Below are 21,247 nucleotides of genomic sequence, written 5' to 3' on the forward strand. Positions count from 1 at the left end.
GGCGTAACGCCAACGCCCTCACCCCTGCTGCATCCCCGCCCTCGCCTTGAGCGCCCGGGCAAAGAACGCCCCCAGCAGCGGCAACAGCACGGCCGAGCCGCCGAATAGCGCGCCCGGTCCGATCTCGTCCACCACCGCCCCCGCCAGCGCCACGCCGGCCGCCTGCCCCATGAACAGGCACGACGCGAACCACGCGACCGCCGTGCCACGCGCCGACGGCACCATCTGTGTTGCGTTCGTCTGCAGCGTCGCGTGCAGCAGGTAGTACCCAAAACCCGCCAGGACGCTTGCCAGCAGGCTCCACATCCACACCGGTCCCAACAGGTACGACAGGAACGCCACGCCCAGCACCAGTCCGCCCGCGACAGCCAGGCCGCGCTCGCCGAGCCGCTTCAGGATGCGCCCCGCGACGACCGTGTAGATCAGCCCGCCCACCGCGTACACGGCCACCAGCGCGCCCGCGGCCGTCAGCGAGATATCGAATCGCTCATGCAGGTACGACGGCGCAAAGGCCAGCGCGCCGAACACCAGCAAGCCTTCGATGAACACCGTCGCCAGCACCACGCGAGCCCATGGCGTGCCGAGCACCAGCCGCGCCTGCGCGATAAAACCTTGCCGTGGCGCACTGGGATCGACCTGCGCAAATCCGGCCGCGCGCTGGCGACGCACTTCCAGATGCAGCAGCACGCCCACGATCAGATAGCCCGCCACGAGCGCGGCGAAGGCCCAGCGCCAGCCGACGGTATCGGCGAACAGGCCGCCCGCAAGCTGGCCGGCGGACATGCCGAGGATGGTGCCGGTCAGAAAGCGCGCCAGCGTCGCCTGCCGGCGTTCATAGGGGACGTTGTCGCCGATCCAGGCCATGGAGAGCGGCACGATGCCAGCGCCCGCGGCGCCCGACAAGGCGCGGCAGAACACCAGCATATCGAGCGATCCGGCCATGACGGCGCCGGCGCTGCCCAGCGCGCACGCCACGGTGGCGACGCTGACCACGCGGTATTTGCCGTAACGGTCGCCCACCGGACCGAAGAACATCTGCAGCACGCCATACGCCACGGCAAACGCCGTGACCGCGCGCGCGGCCTGCCCGGTGGTGGTGCCGAATTCCGCCGCCAGTTGCGGCAGCATGGGATCACAGATACGGAAAGCGCTGGCGCTGACGAAGGCGGCCAGCGCCAGCAACGCGATCGCGCGTGCTTCGGAGGACAGGGCGGGCATGGATAACCGGCGGCGGGGCGAAAGTCGAAGCCCGCACCTTACCGCAGCGCGGCCGGCTTGGCGAAACCGCCGGGCGAAGTGTCCGCCCGGCGCAACGCTCAGTAGGCGAGGCGATAGCCCGCCGGCATGCGGCGCGCCGTGAGCAGCATGCCGCCGCTCTTGAGTTCACGCAGCGACAGCTTGGATTGCTCGACCTTTTCGACGCGGTAGCGGTTCAGATAGATCGGATCGGTGGGGTCCACCGGCTCGCCCGCCGACTTGGTGGTGCGCATCGTGTAGACGCCGTTCTCCACGCTCCAGCAGCCCGTCTCGCGCAGCGCGGGACGCGTCTTGCGGCCGATCTTGAGCAGGGATTCGTAGGACATCGTGCCGTCGGCTGACAGCACGATCAGCGCTTGCATGTCGCCAGCCACGTCGCGCGGACGCGAATTCGACAACCAGGTGCCGACCATCGGGTCACCAGCCTTGGCGGGCGTGCAAGCCACCGGCTTGGGCGGATCCGCAGGCTGGGCCTCGGTGATGGCGGCGGGCTTCCTGGCGGCGCAACCGGCCAGGATCACGAGGGCGCAGGCAACGCCTGCCGTACGCAAAAACACACTGCTCATGACTTCCTCAAGACGTCCGCCGACGCGCCGCGCCGATCACACCGGCACGTCCCAGGCGCAGCGGACTTCACGCACTCTAAATAGGCGCCAGGGAAGAATCAACGAGGATCCGCGCCGTGTGCAAATGCGCAACAGTGCGGCCGCGAGCGCGCCCGGAATCCGCGCGGAAACCGCAAAAATGCGTTGGTTTCAAGCGACAGAGCCTCTCTATATATAGAGTGCCCCGAAACGGCTAGAGCGGCAGCCGCTGTTCGTGCTTGATCTCGCGCAGCGCCACGATGGTGCGCGTCTGGCGGATGCCCGGCATGTTGAAGAGGAACCGGTGCAGGAAGCGGTCATAGGCTTCGGGGCTTTCCACCAGGATCTTCAACAGGAAGTCCGAATCCCCGGTGACCGCATAGCACTCCAGGATTTCCGGCGCATCGCGCACCGACCGCTCGAAGTGTTCAACGGTGTTGGCCGAGTGCCGCTCCAGGCTGATCTGCGCAAACATGCAGCCCAGCCCCACCTTGCTGCGGTCGACCTGGGCGCTGTAGCCCTGGATCACCCCGCTCGCCTCCATCGCCTTCACCCGCCGCCACACCGGCGCGGCGGACAGCCCCACCTTCTCGGAAAGCTGCTGCGCCGAGGCCCGGCCGTCTTCCTGCAGGGCCTTGAGGATGCCGATATCGGTCTTGTCCATTCGTTTGTCTCCTGATTTTTTTGGAATACGAAATGTTCATTGCGAATTATAGGGATAGCACGATCCAAAAACGCAATAAACCTGATCCCTCGCGAACCTATCATGGTGCCAAATACGAGGAGCATTGACTATGGACGGTACCCCCGCCGCCGCACCCGAGCTGGACCTTGAGTATCAGCTCGCCGACAACCTGACGCGCGAGTCCGGCCGCATCTTCCTGACCGGCACGCAGGCCCTGGTGCGCATGATGCTCACGCAGCGCCGGGTGGACCGCGAGCGCGGTCTGAACACGGCCGGTTTCGTGTCGGGGTACCGCGGATCGCCGCTGGGCGGCGTGGACATGGCCATGTGGAAGGCGCAGAAGGCGCTGGACGCCAACCAGATCACCTTCCTGCCGGGCATCAACGAAGACATGGCCGCCACCGCGGTGATGGGGACGCAGCAGGCCGGCGTGCGCGACGACCGCAATGTCGATGGCGTGTTTGCCATGTGGTACGGCAAGGGCCCGGGCGTGGATCGCGCCGGCGACGCGCTGCATCATGGCAATGCCGCGGGCGCCTCGCGCAACGGCGGCGTGCTGGTGGTGGTGGGCGACGACCACACCGCTGTGTCCTCCTCGATCCCGCACGCCAGCGAGGCCTCGCTGATCGGCTGGCAGATGCCCATCGTGCATCCGACGTCCATCGACGAATACGAGACCTTCGCGCTGTGGGGCTGGGCGCTGTCGCGTTATGCCGGCACCTGGGTCGCCTTCAAGGCGGTGTCCGAGACCATCGAAAGCGGCCACTCGTTCACTCCTGCCCCGATCCAGACTTACGACATGCCCGCGGATCCGGACATGCCGTCCGGATCGCTTGAATATTCGGCCCGCGACTTTCTGTCCCTGGCGGTCGAGACGCGCATGAACCAGCGCATGAAGGCGGTGGCTGCCTTCGCGCGCCGCCACAGCCTGGACAAGCTGACCTGTCCGGCGCCCAAGGCAACGGTGGGCATCGTCACCGTGGGCAAGGCGCACCTGGACACCATGGAAGCGCTGGCGCGACTGGGCGTGGATACGGTCACGGCGAACGCGCCCGTACGCATCTACAAGCCGGGTCTCACCTGGCCGATGGACGAGGGCCGTCTGCTCGAATTTGCACGCGGCCTGTCGCACATCCTGGTCGTCGAAGAAAAAGGCGCCGTGGTCGAACTCCAGATCAAGGACATGCTGTTCAACCTGCCCGAGCGCCCCACGGTCGTCGGCAAGAAGGGTCTGGACGGCGAGCCGATGGTGACGTCGGCCGGCCAATTGCGCCCGTCGCTGCTGGCCGCGCCGCTGGCCGGCTGGCTGTCGCGCGCCGCAGGACTTCCGGTGAACCGCGACCTGTCGGCATTCGAATGCCAGGCCCCGCTGTCCAACGACGCGGACGGGATGCGCCGCCGCCCTTACTTTTGCTCGGGCTGTCCGCACAGCACGTCGACCAAGGTGCCCGAGGGCAGCCAGGCGCTGTCCGGCGTGGGCTGCCATTACATGGCTGCATGGATGGACCGCGACACGGGTGGCCTGACGCAGATGGGCGGCGAAGGCGTCGACTGGATCGGCCTGTCCCGCTACACGAAGATGCCGCACATCTTCCAGAACATGGGTGAAGGCACGTACTACCACTCGGGTTACCTGGCCATCCGCCAGGCCGTCGCGGCGCGCGCCAACATCACCTACAAGATCCTGTTCAACGATGCCGTGGCGATGACGGGCGGGCAGCCGGTCGATGGCCCGATCTCGGTCCCGCAGATCTGCCAGCAGTTGCGCGGCGAGAACGTGGCGCGCATCGTGGTCACCACGGACGAGCCCGAGAAGTACCAGGGCGTGGACCTGGGCCCCGGCATCAAGGTCCACCACCGCCGCGAGCTGGACGCGCTGCAGCGCGAGCTGCGCGAAATTCCCGGCGTGACCGTGCTGATCCATGACCAGACCTGCGCCGCCGAAAAGCGCCGCCGCCGCAAGAAGAACCAGTTCCCGGATCCGGCGCGCCGCATGCTGATCAACAGCGCGGTGTGCGAAGGCTGCGGCGACTGCGGCGTGAAGTCGAACTGCCTGTCGGTCGTTCCGCTGGAAACGCCTTATGGCCGCAAGCGTGCGATCGATCAATCCAGCTGCAACAAGGACTATTCCTGCGCGGAGGGCTTCTGCCCCAGCTTCGTGTCCGTGATGGGCGGCAAGCCCAGAAAGAGCGCGGCGCCGAAGGCCGACCAGGAACGCCTGCAAGGCCTGATCGCCGGCTTGCCGCTGCCCGACATCCACGCGCTGGAGCATCCCTATCGCCTGCTGGTCGCCGGCATGGGCGGCACGGGCGTCATCACCATCGGCGCCATCGTGTCGATGGCCGCGCATCTGGAAGGCCTGTCCGCAGCAGTGCTGGACCTGACCGGGCTGGCGCAGAAAGGCGGCACCGTCGTCAGCCACATCCGTCTTGCACCCGCCGGCGCAACCGCCGGCCCCGTGCGCCTGGACTGGCAGCAGGCCGACGCGGCCATCCTGTGCGATCCGGTCGCCGCCGTCGCGCCCGATTCGCTGGGCGCCCTGCGCCGCGGCCACACCAAGGTCACGGTGAACACCTACGTGGCGCCGGTCTCCGACTTCACGCGCAATCCCGATGCCGCGATGCGCCCGGAAGCGCTGCTCGCCAAGATCCGCCACGCGGCCGGCGACACGCACACCGCGGCGATCGACGCGCACGAAGCGGCCCTCGCGCTCTTCGGCGACAGCATCCTGTCGAACATGTTCATGCTGGGCTATGCCTGGCAACGCGGCGGCGTGCCGCTGTCGCAGGCCGCCATCTACCGCGCGATCGAACTGAACGGCGTGGCGGTCGCGGCCAATCGCGCCGCCTTCGACAACGGCCGGCTCGCGGCGCATCAACCTGACGCGCTGCAAGGCGCCTTGCGTCCCCGGGCCCAGGTCGTGCAGCTTCACGTCCCCGAAACGTTCGACCGCGCCGTGGCGCGCCGTGTCGAAGACCTGACGGCTTATCAGGACGCCGCGTATGCCCGCACCTACCAGCAGGTCGTCGACGCCGTCGCGGCACGCGAGCGGGAGCTGGCGCCGGATGCCAAGTCGCCGCGCCTGGCGATGGCGGTGGCGCGCGGCCTGTACAAGCTCATGGCCTACAAGGACGAATACGAAGTAGCGCGCCTCTATACCGGCGACGCGTTCAAGGCGCAGCTGGAGGGTCAGTTCGAAGGCGAGTACAGCCTGCGCTTTCACATGGCCCCGCCGATCTTCGCGCGCAAGGATCCGCGCACCGGGGTGCCGCGCAAGATGACGCTGGGTCCGCGCACGATGTCGGCACTGAAATTGCTGACGCGTCTGAAGGGCCTGCGCGGCACGTGGTTCGATCCGTTCGGCCACACGGCCGAGCGCAAGATGGAACGGGCGCTGGTCCAGGAGTACCGCCAGACCATAGACCAGCTCGTTGCAGGGTTGACCTCGGACAACCTCGCGCAAGCGGCTACAATCGCCGCCCTGGCAGAAAACATTCGCGGTTTTGGCCACGTGAAGGCCGCGAATGTCGACAAGTATCGGACCGAATCGGCCCGACTCATGCAGAGCTATACAGCACCGGCTTCGCACGCCATCGCCTTGCGGAAAACCGCATAAACAGCCGGTCTGAGTGGTCACTGACCTGGGCGCGCCTTACGGGGCGCGCCTAGTGCATTTGGTTACAATCTTTTGTGGGATTCGTCTTATCTTCTTCTTGTCCCTGTAAACCTCGATCACTAGAATTAGTGGCCAACGAGGGGTGCTACACTACATCTTGTGGTCGCCCAAGCGCGGATTCCCGCCGGCCACGCCTTACGGACTAGCCCGTCCGGACGTTGCGACCCCCATTACAAGATCCAATTTTGACCCGACATGACGCCGTCATGCCGTTATCTACGCGCTTTTACGCACAGGAGCTTCCATGCAGACTACGATCGCCTCTGTGACCCGGCCTTCGGCCGTGCCGCCCTCCCAAACCGACTCCCCCGCCGACGCCAATAGCGGCAAATGGGCCAGCTACAACATCATCCGCCGCAATGGCTCGGTGGTTGGCTTTGAGCCCAGCAAGATTGCCATCGCCATGACCAAGGCCTTCCTGGCCGTCAATGGCGGCCAAGGCGCCGCATCCGCCCGTGTGCGCGAACTCGTCGAAACGCTGACCGGCCAAGCCGTCAACGCGCTGGTTCGCAACCGCCCCAACGGCGGCACCTTCCATATTGAAGACATCCAGGACCAGGTCGAACTGGCGCTGATGCGCTCTGGCGAGCATGACGTCGCGCGCGCCTATGTCCTGTACCGCGAAAAGCGCACGCAGGAACGCGCCGCCGCCGCTGCCGCCGAAGGCCAGCAGAAGGCCGCCGCCGCGCCGCAGGAACACGTGCTGAACGTCACCGACGGCGGCGTGCGCCGTCCGCTGGACGTCGCCGAACTGCGCGCGACCATCGTCGCCGCCGGCGAAGGCCTGTCTGAATTCATCGACGCCGAAGCCATCCTGAAGGAAACGGTCAAGAACCTGTACGACGGCATCCCCGTCGACGAAGTCTTCAAGTCCGCCATCCTGTCCGCGCGCGCGCTGGTCGAAAAGGATCCGGCCTACAGCCAGGTCACCGCCCGTCTGCTGCTGCACACGATCCGCAAGGAAGTGCTGGGCGAGGAAGTCTCGCAAGACGGCATGGGCGCGCGTTACGCCGAATACTTCCCCACGTTCATTGCCCGCGGCATCGAAGGCGGCCTGCTGTCGCCCGAACTGGCCAACTATGACCTGACCAAGCTGGGCAAGGCACTGAATGCCAAGCGCGACCTGCAGTTCGGCTACCTCGGCCTGCAGACCCTGTACGACCGCTACTTCCTGCACATCCGCGGCACCCGCATCGAACTGCCGCAGGTCTTCTTCATGCGCGTGGCCATGGGCCTGGCGCTGCGCGAGACCGACCGCGAAACGCGCGCCATCGAGTTCTACGAGATCCTGTCCTCGTTCGACTTCATGAGCTCCACGCCCACGCTGTTCAACTCGGGCACGCTGCACTCGCAGCTGTCGTCGTGCTACCTGACCACCGTCTCGGACGACCTGGAAGGCATCTACGACGCCATCAAGGAAAACGCGCTGCTGGCCAAGTACGCCGGCGGCCTGGGCAACGACTGGACCCCGGTCCGCGCGCTGCGCAGCCACATCAAGGGCACCAACGGCGAAAGCCAGGGCGTCGTGCCGTTCCTGAAGGTCGTCAACGACACGGCCGTCGCCGTGAACCAGGGTGGCAAGCGCAAGGGTGCGGTCTGCACGTACCTCGAGTCGTGGCACCTGGACATCGAAGAATTCCTGGAACTGCGCAAGAACACCGGCGACGAACGCCGCCGCACGCACGACATGAACACGGCGAACTGGATTCCCGACCTGTTCATGAAGCGCGTCATGGAAGGCGGTGAGTGGACGCTGTTCTCGCCGTCCGACTGCCCCGACCTGCACGACAAGTATGGCCGCGCGTTCGAAGAAGCCTACGTGGGCTACGAAGCCCGCGTCGCCAGCGGCGAACTGAAGCTGTTCAAGAAGATGCCGGCGCTGACGCTGTGGCGCAAGATGCTGTCGATGCTGTTCGAAACCGGCCACCCGTGGATCACGTTCAAGGATCCGTGCAACATCCGTTCGCCGCAGCAGCACGTGGGCGTCGTCCACAGCTCGAACCTGTGCACCGAGATCACGCTGAACACCAACGAATCCGAAATCGCGGTTTGCAATCTGGGTTCCGTGAACCTGGTCGCACACATGAAGCCGACTGCCGGCGGCGGTTTCGAACTGGACCACGACAAGATCAAGCGCACGGTCAGCATCGCCATGCGCATGCTCGACAACGTGATCGACATCAACTACTACGCCGTCGACAAGGCCCGCAATTCCAACGCGCGCCATCGTCCGGTGGGCATGGGCATCATGGGCTTCCAGGATTGCCTGCAGATGATGCGCGTGCCGTACGCATCGCAAGCCGCTGTTGAATTCGCGGACCGTTCGATGGAAGCGGTGTGCTATCACGCGTACTTCGCGTCGAGCCTGCTCGCTGAAGAACGCGGCCGCTATCAATCGTATGAAGGCTCGCTGTGGTCGCGTGGCATCTTGCCGCAAGACACGTTGAAGATGCTGCGTGATGAACGTGGTGGTCACGTTGAGGTTGATGAATCGAGCACGCTCGATTGGGATACGTTGCGCACGCGCATCAAAGAACACGGCATGCGCAACTCCAATTGCATCGCAATCGCCCCAACCGCCACTATTTCCAATATCATTGGCGTATCTGCGTGCATCGAACCCACTTTCCAGAACTTGTACGTCAAATCGAATCTCTCCGGCGAGTTCACGGTCGTTAACGATTACCTCGTGCGTGACCTGAAGAAACTCGGTCTCTGGGACGAAGTCATGGTCGCCGACCTCAAGTACTTCGACGGCAGCCTGTCCCGAATCGATCGCGTTCCGTCCGAACTCCGCGAACTCTACGCCACCGCGTTCGAAGTCGAACCGAGCTGGCTGGTTGAATGCGCGTCGCGCCGTCAGAAGTGGATCGATCAAGCCCAGTCGCTGAACATCTACATGGCCGGCGCATCGGGCAAGAAACTGGACGACACCTACAAGCTGGCATGGACGCGTGGCCTGAAGACCACGTACTACCTGCGCACCCTTGGCGCGACCAGCGCCGAGAAGTCCACCGGACGCGGCGGCGAACTGAACGCCGTCAGCGCAGGCAATCCGTCCACTGCTTCCGCCGTTGCCGCAGCACCTGTTTTGCCGGAACCCGAAGTTCTCGGGGCGGTTTGCACCATGCGGCCGGGCGACCCCGGCTTCGAAGAGTGCGAAGCCTGCCAATAACCGCCTCCGGAGAATGAATCATGATTAATTGGGACGACGACACCACCGCCACGCAACCTGCACAACCTGCCGCGCCCGCGGCGGGCGGTCAGGCTGCCCCGGAAGTCCGGGCGGCGACGGGTGTTTTCGGCGACACCGCCATGCCCACGCCGGCCGCGCCTGAACACGCGGCCGGTCTGGCCAGCAGCGGCGCCGCCACCTCGCAGCGCGTGAAGGTTGCCGACAAGCGCATCATCAATGGCCAGACCGACGTCAACCAGCTTGTGCCTTTCAAGTACAAGTGGGCGTGGGAAAAGTACCTGGCCACTTGCGCCAACCATTGGATGCCGCAAGAGATCAACATGTCGCGCGACATCGCCCTCTGGAAGAACCCGAACGGGCTCACCGAGGACGAGCGCCGCATCGTCAAGCGCAACCTCGGCTTCTTCGTGACCGCCGACTCGCTGGCCGCCAACAACATCGTGCTGGGCACCTACCGCCACATCACGGCTCCCGAATGCCGCCAGTTCCTGCTGCGCCAGGCCTTCGAAGAAGCCATCCACACGCACGCCTATCAATACATCGTCGAAAGCCTGGATCTGGACGAAGCCGAGATCTTCAACGCTTATAACGAAGTGCCGTCCATCCGGGCAAAAGACGAGTTCCTGATCCCGTTCATCGACGCGATCGCTGATCCCAACTTCAAGACGGGCACGCCCGAAGCCGACCAGACGCTGCTGAAGTCGCTGATCGTTTTCGCTTGCCTCATGGAAGGCCTGTTCTTCTACGTTGGCTTCACGCAGATCCTGGCGCTTGGCCGCCAGAACAAGATGACCGGCGCTGCCGAGCAGTACATGTACATCCTTCGCGATGAATCCATGCACTGCAACTTCGGCATCGATCTGATCAACACCGTCAAACTGGAAAATCCGCATCTCTGGACGCCGGAATTCCGCGAAGAAATTCGAGAACTCTTCCGCAAAGCGGTCGAACTCGAATACGCTTACGCCGAAGACACGATGCCGCGCGGCGTGTTGGGCTTGAACGCACCCATGTTCAAATCCTACCTGCGCTTCATCGCCAACCGTCGTTGCCAGCAGATCGGTATCGAACCTCTGTACCCCCAGGAAGAAAATCCCTTCCCGTGGATGGCGGAAATGATCGACCTTAAAAAGGAACGCAACTTTTTTGAAACTCGCGTGATCGAATACCAAACCGGTGGCACGCTGAGCTGGGAGTAACGCAGTACGCCATCGAGCCCGGCGCGGGCACGCCCTCTTCTCGTTGATGGGCGTCGCGTTCGCGACAGGCTTGATGGCAATCTCCTTGGTCAGGGTGTCTTCGAACACGTAGAACAAGCGGTCGGCGGCCTGTGGACAGGCTGCCTGCCGGCGCCATTTGAAATGGCTCGCGCCAAAGGAGCGGGGGCCATATCAAATGGCTGTGCCGAATTCATTAGCGCAAACCGTAGTAGCTGTTGCTCGCACAGAACAGCGGCATGCGCCGATGAATAGCCCGGGCACGGTCCGCCAATTGGCGGGTCGGGGCACGGGTTTAAGTTCTGGGACCCCTGAACCTAAGGAGCATGACCATGGCAACAGCCAAGAAAGCCGTCAAGAAAGCAGCGGTGAAAAAACCCGCCGCCAAGAAGGCAGCAGCAAAGAAGGCCGCTCCGGCCAAGAAAGCTGCCGTCAAGAAAGTCGCAGTGAAGAAAGTCGCAGCCGCCAAGAAGCCGGCCGTGAAGAAGGTTGCCGCCAAGAAGGCGCCGGCCGCCAAGAAGGCCGTTGCCAAGAAGGCAGTCGCCAAGAAGGCCGTAGCAAAGAAGGCTCCGGCCGCCAAGAAGGCTGTCGCCAAGAAGGCCGTTGCCAAGAAGGCAGTTGCCAAGAAAGCCGTCGCCAAGAAGGCCGTAGCCAAGAAGGCTGTCGCCAAGAAGGCGGTTGCCAAGAAAGCTGTAGCCAAGAAGGCCCCGGCCGCCAAGAAGGCTGTTGCCAAGAAGGCTGTCGCCAAGAAGGCCCCGGCCGCCAAGAAAGCCGTAGCCAAGAAGGCTGCTGCCAAGAAGGCCCCGGCCGCCAAGAAAGCGGTTGCCAAGAAGGCCGTAGCCAAGAAGGCCCCGGCTGCCAAGAAGGCTCCCGCTGCCAAGAAGGCTCCCGCTTCCAAGCCGGCTGTCGCCGCAAAGAAGCCCGCCGCCGCCAAGAAGCCCGCTGCGAAGAAAGCCGCTCCGAAGAAGCCCGCCACGCCGCCCACCACGGCTGCCGCCCCGGGCGCGAAGACCGCGCTGAACCCCGCCGCGTCGTGGCCGTTCCCGACGGGTGGCCGTCCCTAATCCGGACGCGCCGAAGCGTTAGCTTCATCAGAGCCGCCTGGTATTTACCGGGCGGCTTTTTTGTCGTCCCCGCGTCAATGCCATCCAAATGGCTGCCCCTTTGCACTAGGCCTGAAGCACTAGGACCGTACGCAATTTTTACGTCTGGCCGTGCGACAATTGACTCCTCTTTTTTGGGGTGATCGCGTCCATGCTCGGTGAAATCTTCCGCTTCCTTCTCGAAATCGTGTTCACGCTGTTTGGCGCGGCACTGATTGCCCGCGCCTGGATGCACGCGATACGGCTGCATCCCTTCAACCCGCTGGCGCGCGCGATCTACGGCGCCACCAACTGGCTCGTGATGCCGCTGCGCAAGATCATTCCCGCGGGCAACAAGATCGACTGGACCAGCCTCGTGTGCGCATGGCTGTCGGCGCTGGTCTATCTGGTGCTGCTGTGGCTGGTGGCCATCGGCGCGCTGATTCCCGCCGCACTGCTGCCCGCCGCCATGGGTTCGGCGCTCATCATGACCGCGAAATGGGCGCTGAATCTGGTGGTCTGGTTGACACTGATCCAGGCCGTGCTGTCGTGGGTCAACCCGATGGCGCCCATGATGCCGCTGCTGCAGTCGCTGACCGCGCCGTTGCTCGATCCCATCCGCCGCATCCTGCCGCGCACCTCGATCGACTTCTCGCCGCTGATCCTGCTGGTGGCCGCGCAGATCCTCTTGATGGTCCTGGCTCGCCTGAGCTACGGCATGATGGGCGTGTAATCGCCCGCCGCACCATTGCTTTGCACAGCGCCCCCATCAGCGGGGCGCTGGTCCATCCGGCCGCCGGCGTCTTGCGCTAGACCGGAATGGCGCTGTAGATCTCGATCAGCTTCTTGCGATCGATCTTGTGGTTGTTCGACATCGGCAGCGCCGGGCAGGCAACCAGCTCTGACGGCACCATGTACGGCGGCAGGCGCTCGGCCAGCCGCTCCTTCCAGCCGGACAAGGTCTCCGGCGCAAGCAGCGACGCCTCCTGTCCCGCACCGTCCAGCCCAGTCACGAAGCCGATCAACCGCACCGCGGTGCCGTCGGGACGGCGCAGCACCGCGCAGGCGCTTCCTTCCACCCCCGGCAGGCCGTGCAAAGCCTCGTCGATCTCGGCCAGCTCGATACGGTAGCCGTTCAGCTTGATCTGATCGTCCATCCGGCCGCGGCAAAACAGCAGCCCGCCCTCTTCCATCAGACCCAGGTCCCCCGTGCGGAACGCGCGGCGGCCATCGTCATAGGTGTAGAGCTTGGCCGCGTTCAGGTCGGCGCGGTTCAGGTAGCCGCGCATGACGTGGTCTCCCACGATGCAGATCTCGCCCTCGTCCACGAGCAGCACGCTGTCGGGCTTGGCGTGTCCGACCGGCAGCGGATCGTGCGCCGCCAGCACCGCATCGGTAACTTCGATCCAGGTGGTGGCGACCGTGGCTTCGGTCGGGCCGTAGGTGTTCAGGATGGATGCGTCGGGAAAACGCTGGCGCAGCTTCTTGGCCAGCGCCGCCGGCAGCGGCTCGCCGCAGAAGAGGAACGTGCGCAGCGTCGGCAGCGTGACGGGCGAGAAGTCGCGGTTGGCCAATTGCTGGTGGGCGAACGACGGCGTGGACACCCACACCGTGATGCCGTGGCCGGCCAGCCGTTCCATCCACGGGCCGGGCGCGGCGATCTGTTCGCGCGCGTTGAGCACGCAGCTGCCGCCGGACGCCAGCGTGGCGAAGACCTCGTACATCGACAGGTCGAAACTGAACGGCGCCTGGTTCATGAAGACGGGCGCCTCGCCCAGGCCAAAGCTGCCGAGCATCCAGTCGCCGAGCAGGCCGACGCTTTCGCGGCCGATCTGCACGCCCTTCGGATCGCCCGTGCTGCCCGACGTGAACATCACGTAGGCCAGGCCACGCTCTTGCAGCACTTCGCCCTCGCCCGCCGTGAAGGTGCCGGCCGCGGCATCGAAGACGGCGGCGGCGCGCACGATCTCGACGATGCGGCGCAGGCGCTCAGCAGGGTAGATGGTGTCCACCGGCACGAACGGCGCGCCGATGAGCAGCGCACCGACCATCGCGACGAAGAACGCGGCTTCCTTGTGACCGTAGATGGCCACCGGCACGTCGGGCGCCACGCCGTGCTGGCGGGCGGCGTCGGCCCAGGCCTCGGCCTCGGTGCGCAACTGCGCCCAGGTCAGGCTGCGGTCGGCGGCGGCGACGGCCAGCGCGTCGGGCGCGCGGCCGTCGTCGGCGAACTGGAAGGACTTCAAGTCGAAACGCATGCCGAAGCTCCCGGCGTCAGATGGGACTGCGGCCGCTGAACACGTACAGCGCCAGCGCGGCCAGAATCAGGGTGAGCACGCGCCCCAGAAAGCGCATGACGGGCTTGGCCAGCAGCGCCTGCAGACCGGGCCGCGTGCGCGCGGCGTTGATCAGCAGGTTGTGGCCCACTGAATACGCGCCGAACATCAGGCCGCTGACGATGTAGTGCAGCGACAGGCCGTTCCACACGCCCATCGCCAGCAGCGTCGCGAAGATGCCGATGTTCTGCGCCGCAAGGCGATGGCGGCCGAAGAAGCTGGTCTTGCTCAACGCCTTGTAAATCGGCATGAACACGACATCGCGCAGCCATTCGGACAGGCTGATGTGCCAGCGCCGCCAGAAATCCTGCGGATTCAGCGTGGCCAGCGGGTTGCGGAAGTTGATGGGCAGCGTGAAGCCGAACAGCATGCCGATGCCGATCGCCATGGTCGAGTAGCCGGCAAAATCGAAGAACAGGTAGGCGCTGTAGAGCGAGGCATTCAGGGCCACACCCGTGAACGAATAGTCGTGCGCGTCCAGCGTGGCCAGCCCGTAACGCCAGATCAGTTCGGCAAGGCCAAACTTCTGGATCACGCCCACCATGATGAGTTCCAGCCCGGTCAGCCAGGTGTTCAGGTTGACGCCTTCATAGCCGCGCTTCAGATCGGCCTGGAAGGCCCGCCAGCGGTACATGGGACCGGCCAGCAGCGTCAGCGGGAAGAACAGGTAGATGAAGTAATCCAGCGGCGAGACGCGCTCGTTGCGCGGCGCGAACAGCAGCACGTCGATGGCGCGGAAGGTGGCGAAGGACAACCCGAGCATGGCGCCCAGGTGCGATACGCCGGTTTTGACCAGCAGCAACGGCGTCATCGTGATGATCACCGCCAGCCAGGTCGGGATGTAGTTGCGGCGCATGGCCCACAGCGCCGCGCCGGAGATGGCGAAGAGCGCGATGGGCTGGTACGGCCGCGCCCAGAACACCGCCATCCAGACGCCCAGGCAGATGACGCCGATGATGTGGCGATAGCCGATGCGCAGCGGCATGCCGGACGACCGGTAGGCGACCAGGCCGAGGCCGCCGAACAGGGCGCCGCCGAAGAAGCTCAAGCTTGCGAAGAGTTCCATGGTGCGCTCAGAACTGCTGGTATTGGAATTCGACCTTGATCGGTCCGCCGCTGCCCGTCGTGGGCTGCGCCTGCAGCACGAACACGAGGATCACGCCCACGTACAGGCACAGGTGCCAGAAGAAGCGGCGCGCCCAGGCCACGCCCGCATTACGGGCTTCGTCTTTACGAAAGAGTTTCATCGGGAAAAATACTCCGCAATGCCTTGATCGGCCATGGCCCAGCCAAGTTCGGCCAGGTGCATGTCATCGCGCAGCATGCCCGGCTCGAAAGGAATGCTGTAAAGATCGAGGCACCCCATCTGATAGCGCGTGCACATGCCGGTGATGGCGGCCACCACGGGGTCGAACCGTTCGACGTCCAGGATGAGCTTGGGGTTGAACGGCTGGATGACGAAGTACGCCTTGACCTTGCGCTTTTGCAGCAGCGCCATCACGCGTGAGAGGTCGCCCAGCTCGGTGCGGGTGATGGGATCGACGTCCGCGAATTCATTGCGCGCGGGCGAGTACAGCGGCGCGAGGTACTGCTGGTAGTAGTCGTCGCGCACATCGTAGGGGTTGTTGCCGCCCAGGTTGTGTTCGACGACGCGCGCTTCGTGCGTGATCCGCGACCACTGTCCGGCATTCAGGCGGGCGGACATCGGCCAGGACACGTAGCGGTGCGCGGGCACGGACAGCTTGGTGCGCGGCTTGTCCGGCGCCGGCTCCTGGCGGGCATGCCACCACAGCGCCAGCTTGTCTTTCAGCTCGGACACCTGACCATTGGCGATGAGCCACAGCAACCCCCAGTTCGCGTTGTCGCTGATCCAGTTCTGCATCTGCTCGCGCGTACTGGGCTGGTCCCACAACCGGTCCCAGACCGGTCCCGTGACGTGCTCGGCAAACGCGCTGCGCGGCAGCTGCCCGCCCGACGCGAACCAGGCCGGCGACAGCATGATGACCAGGCGCGTGTTGGGCGTGAGCGAATCAGATACCGATTCCAGCACGCTGACGATGCCATACGACTGGAACATCGCGTGGCCGTACGCGAGCGTCGGCACCTTCAGCTCTTCGGGAAAGAAGCGGTAGGGAACGAAGCGCAGGTCGTGGCTGGACAGCTCGGAAGAGCCCAGCACCACCAGCGTGCCGTCGCTGAGCGCGTTGCCCAGACGGTTCAGGTTGACGTGCTGGGTGCCCCAGTCCGGCCCGAGGTTGGGCAGATAGTTGCTCTTGTCGGCCGCGATGGCCGAGGGCGATGACGACGGATTGACGACGCGGCTGAGCAGATCGTCCGCCCCGCAATACGCCCCTACCGCCAACGCCACCGCCGTCGCTGCCGCCGCAACGTGCGACAGGAACCGGGTATTACGAAGTATGGGCAGCGACATAGCCGGCAAGCACGCGGACCGACTGAAGGTGCTCTGCGATTTCGGGAGCCGGGATACTGCAGCCGTACTCGGACTCGACCGCCAGCGTGATGTCCACGGCGGCGAGCGAATCGACCAGGCCGGTGGCAATCAGTTGCGTGTCGGGGGTGACTTTCTTCATGACGATCGACTCGACGATCTCGCCGATCTTGGTGTGGAGTTCTTGCTCGGTATGCATAGGTATTGCAGCGTAACGTTGCCTGTTCGGCAAACCATCCCCCGCCCCGGGATTCAGGCGACGAGGATACAGAAAACAGCTGAAACCAAACTGAAAAATTCCAGCCAGCAAGCGGGGCTTCCGGAAGCACGTGGTTACATTAAATCCGGACTGCCGCGCCGTCGCAATCATTGCACTTCGGCCGTCGAATCGCCATGAAACTTATGGAGGAAATGGCGAGAAAACGCTTGGAAAGGTAACGTTCGCGGGTAAATCCCGGGGGGCTGCGTTGCGAGCGAGCGACAAAAAAGCCCGCTTGCGCGGGCTTTTTGATTGGGGGCTGGGCCGTTTACATCGGCGTGACGCGGGTCGGCCCGGCGCCGCTGATCACCTGGACGCGCTGGCCCACGCTGATGGGCACGTCGGCTTCCTGGGCGACCACACGGGTCTCGCCGTTATCCAGGCGCACCGTGATTTCCAGGCCGGAATTCTTCTGTGCGCGGTTTTCGACGGCGTTGCCGGCCAGCGCGCCAAGGATGACGCCGCCGACCGTGGCGATGGTGCGGCCCGTGCCGCCGCCGATCGCGTTGCCGGCCACGCCGCCCAACGCACCGCCGGCCACCATGCCGACGCCGCTGGACTTGTCGTTCTGGATGACGATCGGACGCACGCCGGTGACCGTTCCGTTACGGACGATCTGTTCGCGCTGCGCTTGATCGTAGCTGTACACGCCGCTGGAGGCGCTGGGGTTTGCGCAACCGCCAAGCACTGCCATCGACGTCACCACAGCCGCGACAGCCAGCCAACGGCCGGTACGCGGCGTCACCAGGGAAAAAGACTTTATATGATTCATTTGGACTCCTCATTCGGGCACGACCGACGGTGACTGATGATACTCCGCCCGCAACGCCCGGCAAGCGCACCCGCAACAGACTGAAACGCTCCGCCAGAAGCTGCAAACTCAGGCGCGAAACAACGGGCTACAGCCCGTTGCCATTGAATATGCGCTGACGTTCGACCTGTGTGCGAGGTGTCGGTTCCCGGGAGTCCTGGCCGATCAGGCAGGCAGATGGATGCCGTAGGTGGCGTGCAGCACGGCGTCGATCTCGGCACGCGTCGGCACATGGTTCTGCGGGCCGCGCGAAGCGATCTTGATGGCGCCCATGACATTGCCCAGGCGGCAGCTGTCTTCCCAGCTCCAGCCGCTGGTCAGGCCATACAGCAGACCACCGCGCTGCGCGTCGCCGCAGCCGGTGGGATCCACCACCTGCGAGGCGCGCACGGGTTCGATCTGGATGGTCTTGCCTTCGGTGTGCAGGGTGGCGCCTTCGGCGCCACGCGTCACGACCACCGCCTGCAGCGTGCGCGCAATGTCCGCGACGCTGCGGCCGGTACGCTGCTCGACCACGCCGGCTTCGTAGTCGTTGACCGTGAGGGCCTGCGCCAGCTTGAGCATGCGCTCGAGGTCGGCGCCGTCAAACAGCGGCATGGCCTGGCCCAGGTCGAAGATGAAGGGGATGCCGCGCTTGTGCAGGCGCTCGGCGTGGGCAAACATGCCTTCCTTCGCGTCCGGCGCAACGATCGCCCAGGCGGCGTCTGCGTCGCTCAGGTCGTTTTGCGCGGCAAACGACATGGCGCCCGGGTGGAAGGCAGTGATCTGGTTGTCGTCCAGGTCGGTCGTGATGAAGCACTGTGCGGTGAACGTGTCCGGAATGACCTTGACGCGGCTGACGTCGATGCCCAGGCCCGACAGCCGCTGCATGTATTCGCCGGCGTCTTCACCGATAGTGGCCACCGGCACCGGCGCGCCGCCCAGCAGGTTCATGTTGTAGGCGATGTTGCCCGAGCAGCCGCCAAATTCCTTGCGCATGCTGGGGACCAGGAACGACACGCTCAGCGACTGGATGCGGTCGGCAAGAATGTGTTCCTTGAAGCGGCCTTCAAACACCGCAATGGTGTCGAACGCCATCGAACCGCAGACCAGAACAGGAGTTGCCATGCTTGTCATCCTTTACGGGAAAAACTTGTCGAGTTGGTAGCCATTGACCTGAACGCCGGTCACTTCAATGGGGACTGAAATCTTCAATGCACCCTGGGGACCGAACGGTCCCTTCAACTGCTCGGGCGTGAGGTAATTCTCGGGCATCAGCACCTTGCGCACGACCACCGTATCCGACAGGTCGTTCAGTTCAAGCACCAGCGCCGGCCAATGCTGCGGCTTGTCGTAGCGGTTGTGCAGCATCACGGTCAGCACCAGGCGGGTGCGGCCGTCATCGATGGCGGCGGCACCCTTGGGCGGCTGCAATGACGACGATGAAATGCTGATGAGATCGCGGCGGCGCGCGTAGCCGACCGTGCAGTCCAGCGGCTTGCAGACGGCCTCCAGGACTGGTCGCAGCGCCGGCACGGAATTGGCGATATCGGTGCGGTATGCGTAGAGCAGTTGCAGGGCAAGCACGATCAGGCCGATGAGGCAGGCGTAGGCCCACAGCTTGCGCACCAGGCCGCTGCGCTCGATCCGGTCCTGGTCCAGGAACTCGGGCGGCGCACGGCCCACGTCGGTGGCGCTGGAATAACGGGTGCGCGTGTCGCCCAGCACCGGTTCGTGGGCGGCGTGATCGAGGTCGTCTTCGTCCTCGTACTCGTCGTCGCGCTCGATGTCGCGGACATCGTCGCGATGCTGGTCGCGAAAGTCGTCGGAGATGTCGTGGCGAGGATCTTGGCGGGGGCCTTGGCGCGGGTCGTGGCGAACATCATGGCGCGGATCACTGCGCACGTCGCTGCGCGGCTGCCCGGCGCGCCAGTCCAGCGTTGGCTCGCCGGACCGGCTGGCGACGATGGGTTCGTTGCGAAACACGGGGGGCCGCGGCGCGGGCGCGGTGCGAGGCGGCTCCGGCTCGCGCAGGAATGGTTCGCCGTCATCGTCGAGATAGTCGTCGTCTTCGGCGTGGTCATCCGGCATGGCCGCTTCCGGCTCGGCGCGCTTGCGGATGTCGTCGCGGCCGCGCAGCACGGCGGGCGGAATCGAAGGCGCCGTCGGAATCGGAGGGGCGGGCGGCGCCTCGGGCTCGTCTTCCCAGGGCAGAATCACACGCGGCTCAACCGGCACGGCGGGCGTTGCGCGGGGCGGCACGATGGCGGGCGGCGGCACATGCGGCGGCACATGCGGCGGAACCGCCGCCGGACGCACCGGGGTGAAGGCGGGGGCAGGCGCCGGAGTGACCGCCGGTGCAGGCGCCGGGGCCGGTGTCGACACCGGCGTAAAGGCCGGTTCCGGAAACGGTGCGGCGGGCGGATGCGGCTCGGGCGCGGCGAGCACGGGCGCGGCCACGGCCGCGGCGGACGATGGCAGCGGCGCCGCGGCCGGCGGGGTGATCGCGACAGGCGCACCCGGCGCGGACACCAGGCACGCACGGCCATCGAAAACGGTCGAGCAGGCGCCGCAACGCACCAGGCCATTGCGGACCCGAAGCTGATCAGGCACCACCTTGAACGAGGTGCCGCACTGCGGGCAGCGGGTGGTCAGAGCCATGAGGCGTGCTCCTGCTGCCGGGACTCAGGGCTTCTTGCCGTGCAGGCAGACCCAGCCGTCGCGCGCACGCCAGACCGACATGGCCAGCCAGGGCGCATAGGCGGCCGCGACCTCCTCGGCCTGGCGTTCCAGCACGCCCGACAGCACCAGGTGGCCACCCGCGGCAACGCGGCCAGCCAGCATGGGGGCCAGCACCTTCAGGGGGTTGGACAGAATGTTGGCGACCACGACTTCGAACGTGCCGTCCGCCAGTCCGTCGGGCAGCATGGCCTGCAGCTCGACCTTGTTGACTTCGGCGTTGAACACCGTGCTCTGCACCGCCTGCGCGTCGATATCGACCGCCTGCGTGGGGCCGGCGCCCAGCTTGCGCGCCGCGATGGCCAGGATGCCGGATCCGCAGCCGTAGTCCAGCAGGGTCGCGCCGGCGGGAAGCTCGGCTTCGAGCCACGCCAGGCACAGGTGTGTCGTCGGGTGGCTGCCGGTGCCGAACGCCAGGCCCGGGTCCAGTTCGATATGAATGGCGCCGTCCTGGTCGGGCAAGGCCGTGTCCAGGCCGGGCACATCGGGATTGTCGCGGTGCCAGCTGGGCACGATCCAGAGACGTTCGGCGATGTGGATCGGGCCGAACTGCGATTGCGTCAGGCGCACCCAGTCGGCGTCCGGCACGTCGCGCAGGCTCCAGCCGTCGAACACCGATGCATCGAGCTCCCCGGTTTGGGCGGCTTCTTCCATGATCTGCGCGGGATCGGCGCCGTCGGGCAGCAAGGCGACGACGAGATTGCGGTCCCATGCCTGGACGTCGGGCTCGGTGCCGGGCTCGCCGAACAACGGGCGCTCGACTTCGGTGCCGAAGTCGGCATCTTCGACGGAGACCGACAGCACGCCGGCTTCGAGCAAGGCGTCCGACAGGGCTTCGGCCTGCGTCTCCGAGCAATGGAGCACGAGTTCACGCATGATTTTTCTCTTCCATCTGGTCAACGGGCCGCGGCATCCGCCGCGGCCCGATCAACCTTAAAACATCAACAAGGTAAAACGCAAAAGGGGCCGTGAGGCCC

17 protein-coding genes are annotated in these 21,247 nt (G+C 65.3%); 5 read left to right on the forward strand and 12 right to left on the reverse strand.

What is annotated here, in order from left to right; all coding sequences use genetic code 11:
• Nucleotides 1–18 precede the first annotated feature (18 nt).
• From B2W22_RS23505 to B2W22_RS23515, 3 genes are all read right to left on the reverse strand, one after another.
• Nucleotides 19–1,218, reverse strand: coding sequence for an MFS transporter (locus B2W22_RS23505; RefSeq protein ID WP_286939716.1), 1,200 nt, complete (start codon nt 1,216–1,218; stop codon nt 19–21).
• 98 nt (nt 1,219–1,316) lie between these two features.
• On the reverse strand, nt 1,317–1,823 hold the full coding sequence (locus B2W22_RS23510) for a hypothetical protein (protein WP_175186489.1): 507 nt from the start codon (nt 1,821–1,823) through the stop codon (nt 1,317–1,319).
• Nucleotides 1,824–2,055: 232 nt separating this feature from the next.
• Nucleotides 2,056–2,505: an Lrp/AsnC family transcriptional regulator gene (locus B2W22_RS23515; protein ID WP_175126229.1), complete on the reverse strand. Its 450-nt coding sequence runs from the start codon at nt 2,503–2,505 to the stop codon at nt 2,056–2,058.
• 130 nt (nt 2,506–2,635) lie between these two features.
• Between B2W22_RS23515 and B2W22_RS23520 the strand changes: the two genes are divergently transcribed.
• The 5 genes from B2W22_RS23520 to B2W22_RS23540 all read left to right on the forward strand — a co-directional run bounded on the left by B2W22_RS23520 (nt 2,636) and on the right by B2W22_RS23540 (nt 12,430).
• Nucleotides 2,636–6,142 carry an indolepyruvate ferredoxin oxidoreductase family protein gene (locus B2W22_RS23520; protein ID WP_286939717.1) on the forward strand — a complete coding sequence of 1,169 codons (3,507 nt, stop codon included), beginning with the start codon at nt 2,636–2,638 and terminating at the stop codon, nt 6,140–6,142.
• A 304-nt stretch (nt 6,143–6,446) separates the two neighbouring features.
• Nucleotides 6,447–9,377, forward strand: coding sequence for a ribonucleoside-diphosphate reductase subunit alpha (locus B2W22_RS23525; protein WP_286939719.1), 2,931 nt, complete (start codon nt 6,447–6,449; stop codon nt 9,375–9,377).
• A gap of 20 nt (nt 9,378–9,397) precedes the next feature.
• A complete protein-coding gene (locus tag B2W22_RS23530; RefSeq protein WP_286939721.1) occupies nt 9,398–10,597 on the forward strand; it encodes a ribonucleotide-diphosphate reductase subunit beta in 1,200 nt (399 codons plus the stop codon).
• Nucleotides 10,598–10,947: 350 nt separating this feature from the next.
• A complete protein-coding gene (locus B2W22_RS23535; protein ID WP_286939723.1) occupies nt 10,948–11,679 on the forward strand; it encodes a histone H1-like DNA-binding protein in 732 nt (243 codons plus the stop codon).
• Between the two features lie 190 nt (nt 11,680–11,869).
• Entirely contained in the window at nt 11,870–12,430 is a 561-nt protein-coding gene (locus tag B2W22_RS23540; RefSeq protein WP_056566878.1) for a YggT family protein, read from the forward strand.
• 76 nt (nt 12,431–12,506) lie between these two features.
• Here the strand turns inward: B2W22_RS23540 and B2W22_RS23545 are convergent, their stop codons facing one another.
• The 9 genes from B2W22_RS23545 to prmA all read right to left on the reverse strand — a co-directional run bounded on the left by B2W22_RS23545 (nt 12,507) and on the right by prmA (nt 21,146).
• On the reverse strand, nt 12,507–13,955 hold the full coding sequence (locus B2W22_RS23545; RefSeq protein ID WP_175126233.1) for a D-alanine--poly(phosphoribitol) ligase: 1,449 nt from the start codon (nt 13,953–13,955) through the stop codon (nt 12,507–12,509).
• 16 nt (nt 13,956–13,971) lie between these two features.
• Complete coding sequence (locus B2W22_RS23550; RefSeq protein ID WP_175126234.1) at nt 13,972–15,099, reverse strand: MBOAT family O-acyltransferase; 1,128 nt, start codon at nt 15,097–15,099, stop codon at nt 13,972–13,974.
• Nucleotides 15,100–15,106: 7 nt separating this feature from the next.
• Nucleotides 15,107–15,280: a hypothetical protein gene (locus tag B2W22_RS23555; RefSeq protein ID WP_175126235.1), complete on the reverse strand. Its 174-nt coding sequence runs from the start codon at nt 15,278–15,280 to the stop codon at nt 15,107–15,109.
• Nucleotides 15,277–16,464 (reverse strand): D-alanyl-lipoteichoic acid biosynthesis protein DltD, encoded by a 1,188-nt coding sequence (locus tag B2W22_RS23560; RefSeq protein WP_175126236.1) that lies wholly within the window; start codon nt 16,462–16,464, stop codon nt 15,277–15,279. The genes B2W22_RS23555 and B2W22_RS23560 overlap by 4 nt, the downstream gene beginning before the upstream one ends.
• Nucleotides 16,442–16,681 carry an acyl carrier protein gene (locus B2W22_RS23565; RefSeq protein WP_008159625.1) on the reverse strand — a complete coding sequence of 80 codons (240 nt, stop codon included), beginning with the start codon at nt 16,679–16,681 and terminating at the stop codon, nt 16,442–16,444. Before B2W22_RS23565 ends, B2W22_RS23560 begins: the two co-directional genes overlap by 23 nt.
• A 328-nt stretch (nt 16,682–17,009) precedes the next feature.
• Nucleotides 17,010–17,513, reverse strand: coding sequence for a glycine zipper 2TM domain-containing protein (locus B2W22_RS23570; protein ID WP_175126237.1), 504 nt, complete (start codon nt 17,511–17,513; stop codon nt 17,010–17,012).
• A gap of 204 nt (nt 17,514–17,717) precedes the next feature.
• Nucleotides 17,718–18,659: a carbohydrate kinase family protein gene (locus B2W22_RS23575; protein ID WP_175126238.1), complete on the reverse strand. Its 942-nt coding sequence runs from the start codon at nt 18,657–18,659 to the stop codon at nt 17,718–17,720.
• Between the two features lie 12 nt (nt 18,660–18,671).
• Nucleotides 18,672–20,192: a DUF3426 domain-containing protein gene (locus B2W22_RS28560; protein WP_286939727.1), complete on the reverse strand. Its 1,521-nt coding sequence runs from the start codon at nt 20,190–20,192 to the stop codon at nt 18,672–18,674.
• A gap of 24 nt (nt 20,193–20,216) precedes the next feature.
• A complete protein-coding gene (gene prmA / locus B2W22_RS23585; protein ID WP_175186482.1) occupies nt 20,217–21,146 on the reverse strand; it encodes a 50S ribosomal protein L11 methyltransferase in 930 nt (309 codons plus the stop codon).
• Nucleotides 21,147–21,247 lie beyond the last annotated feature (101 nt).

The sequence above is a fragment of the Achromobacter sp. UBA4530 genome (assembly GCF_002388205.1).
GTDB lineage: Bacteria > Pseudomonadota > Gammaproteobacteria > Burkholderiales > Burkholderiaceae_B > Achromobacter > Achromobacter animicus.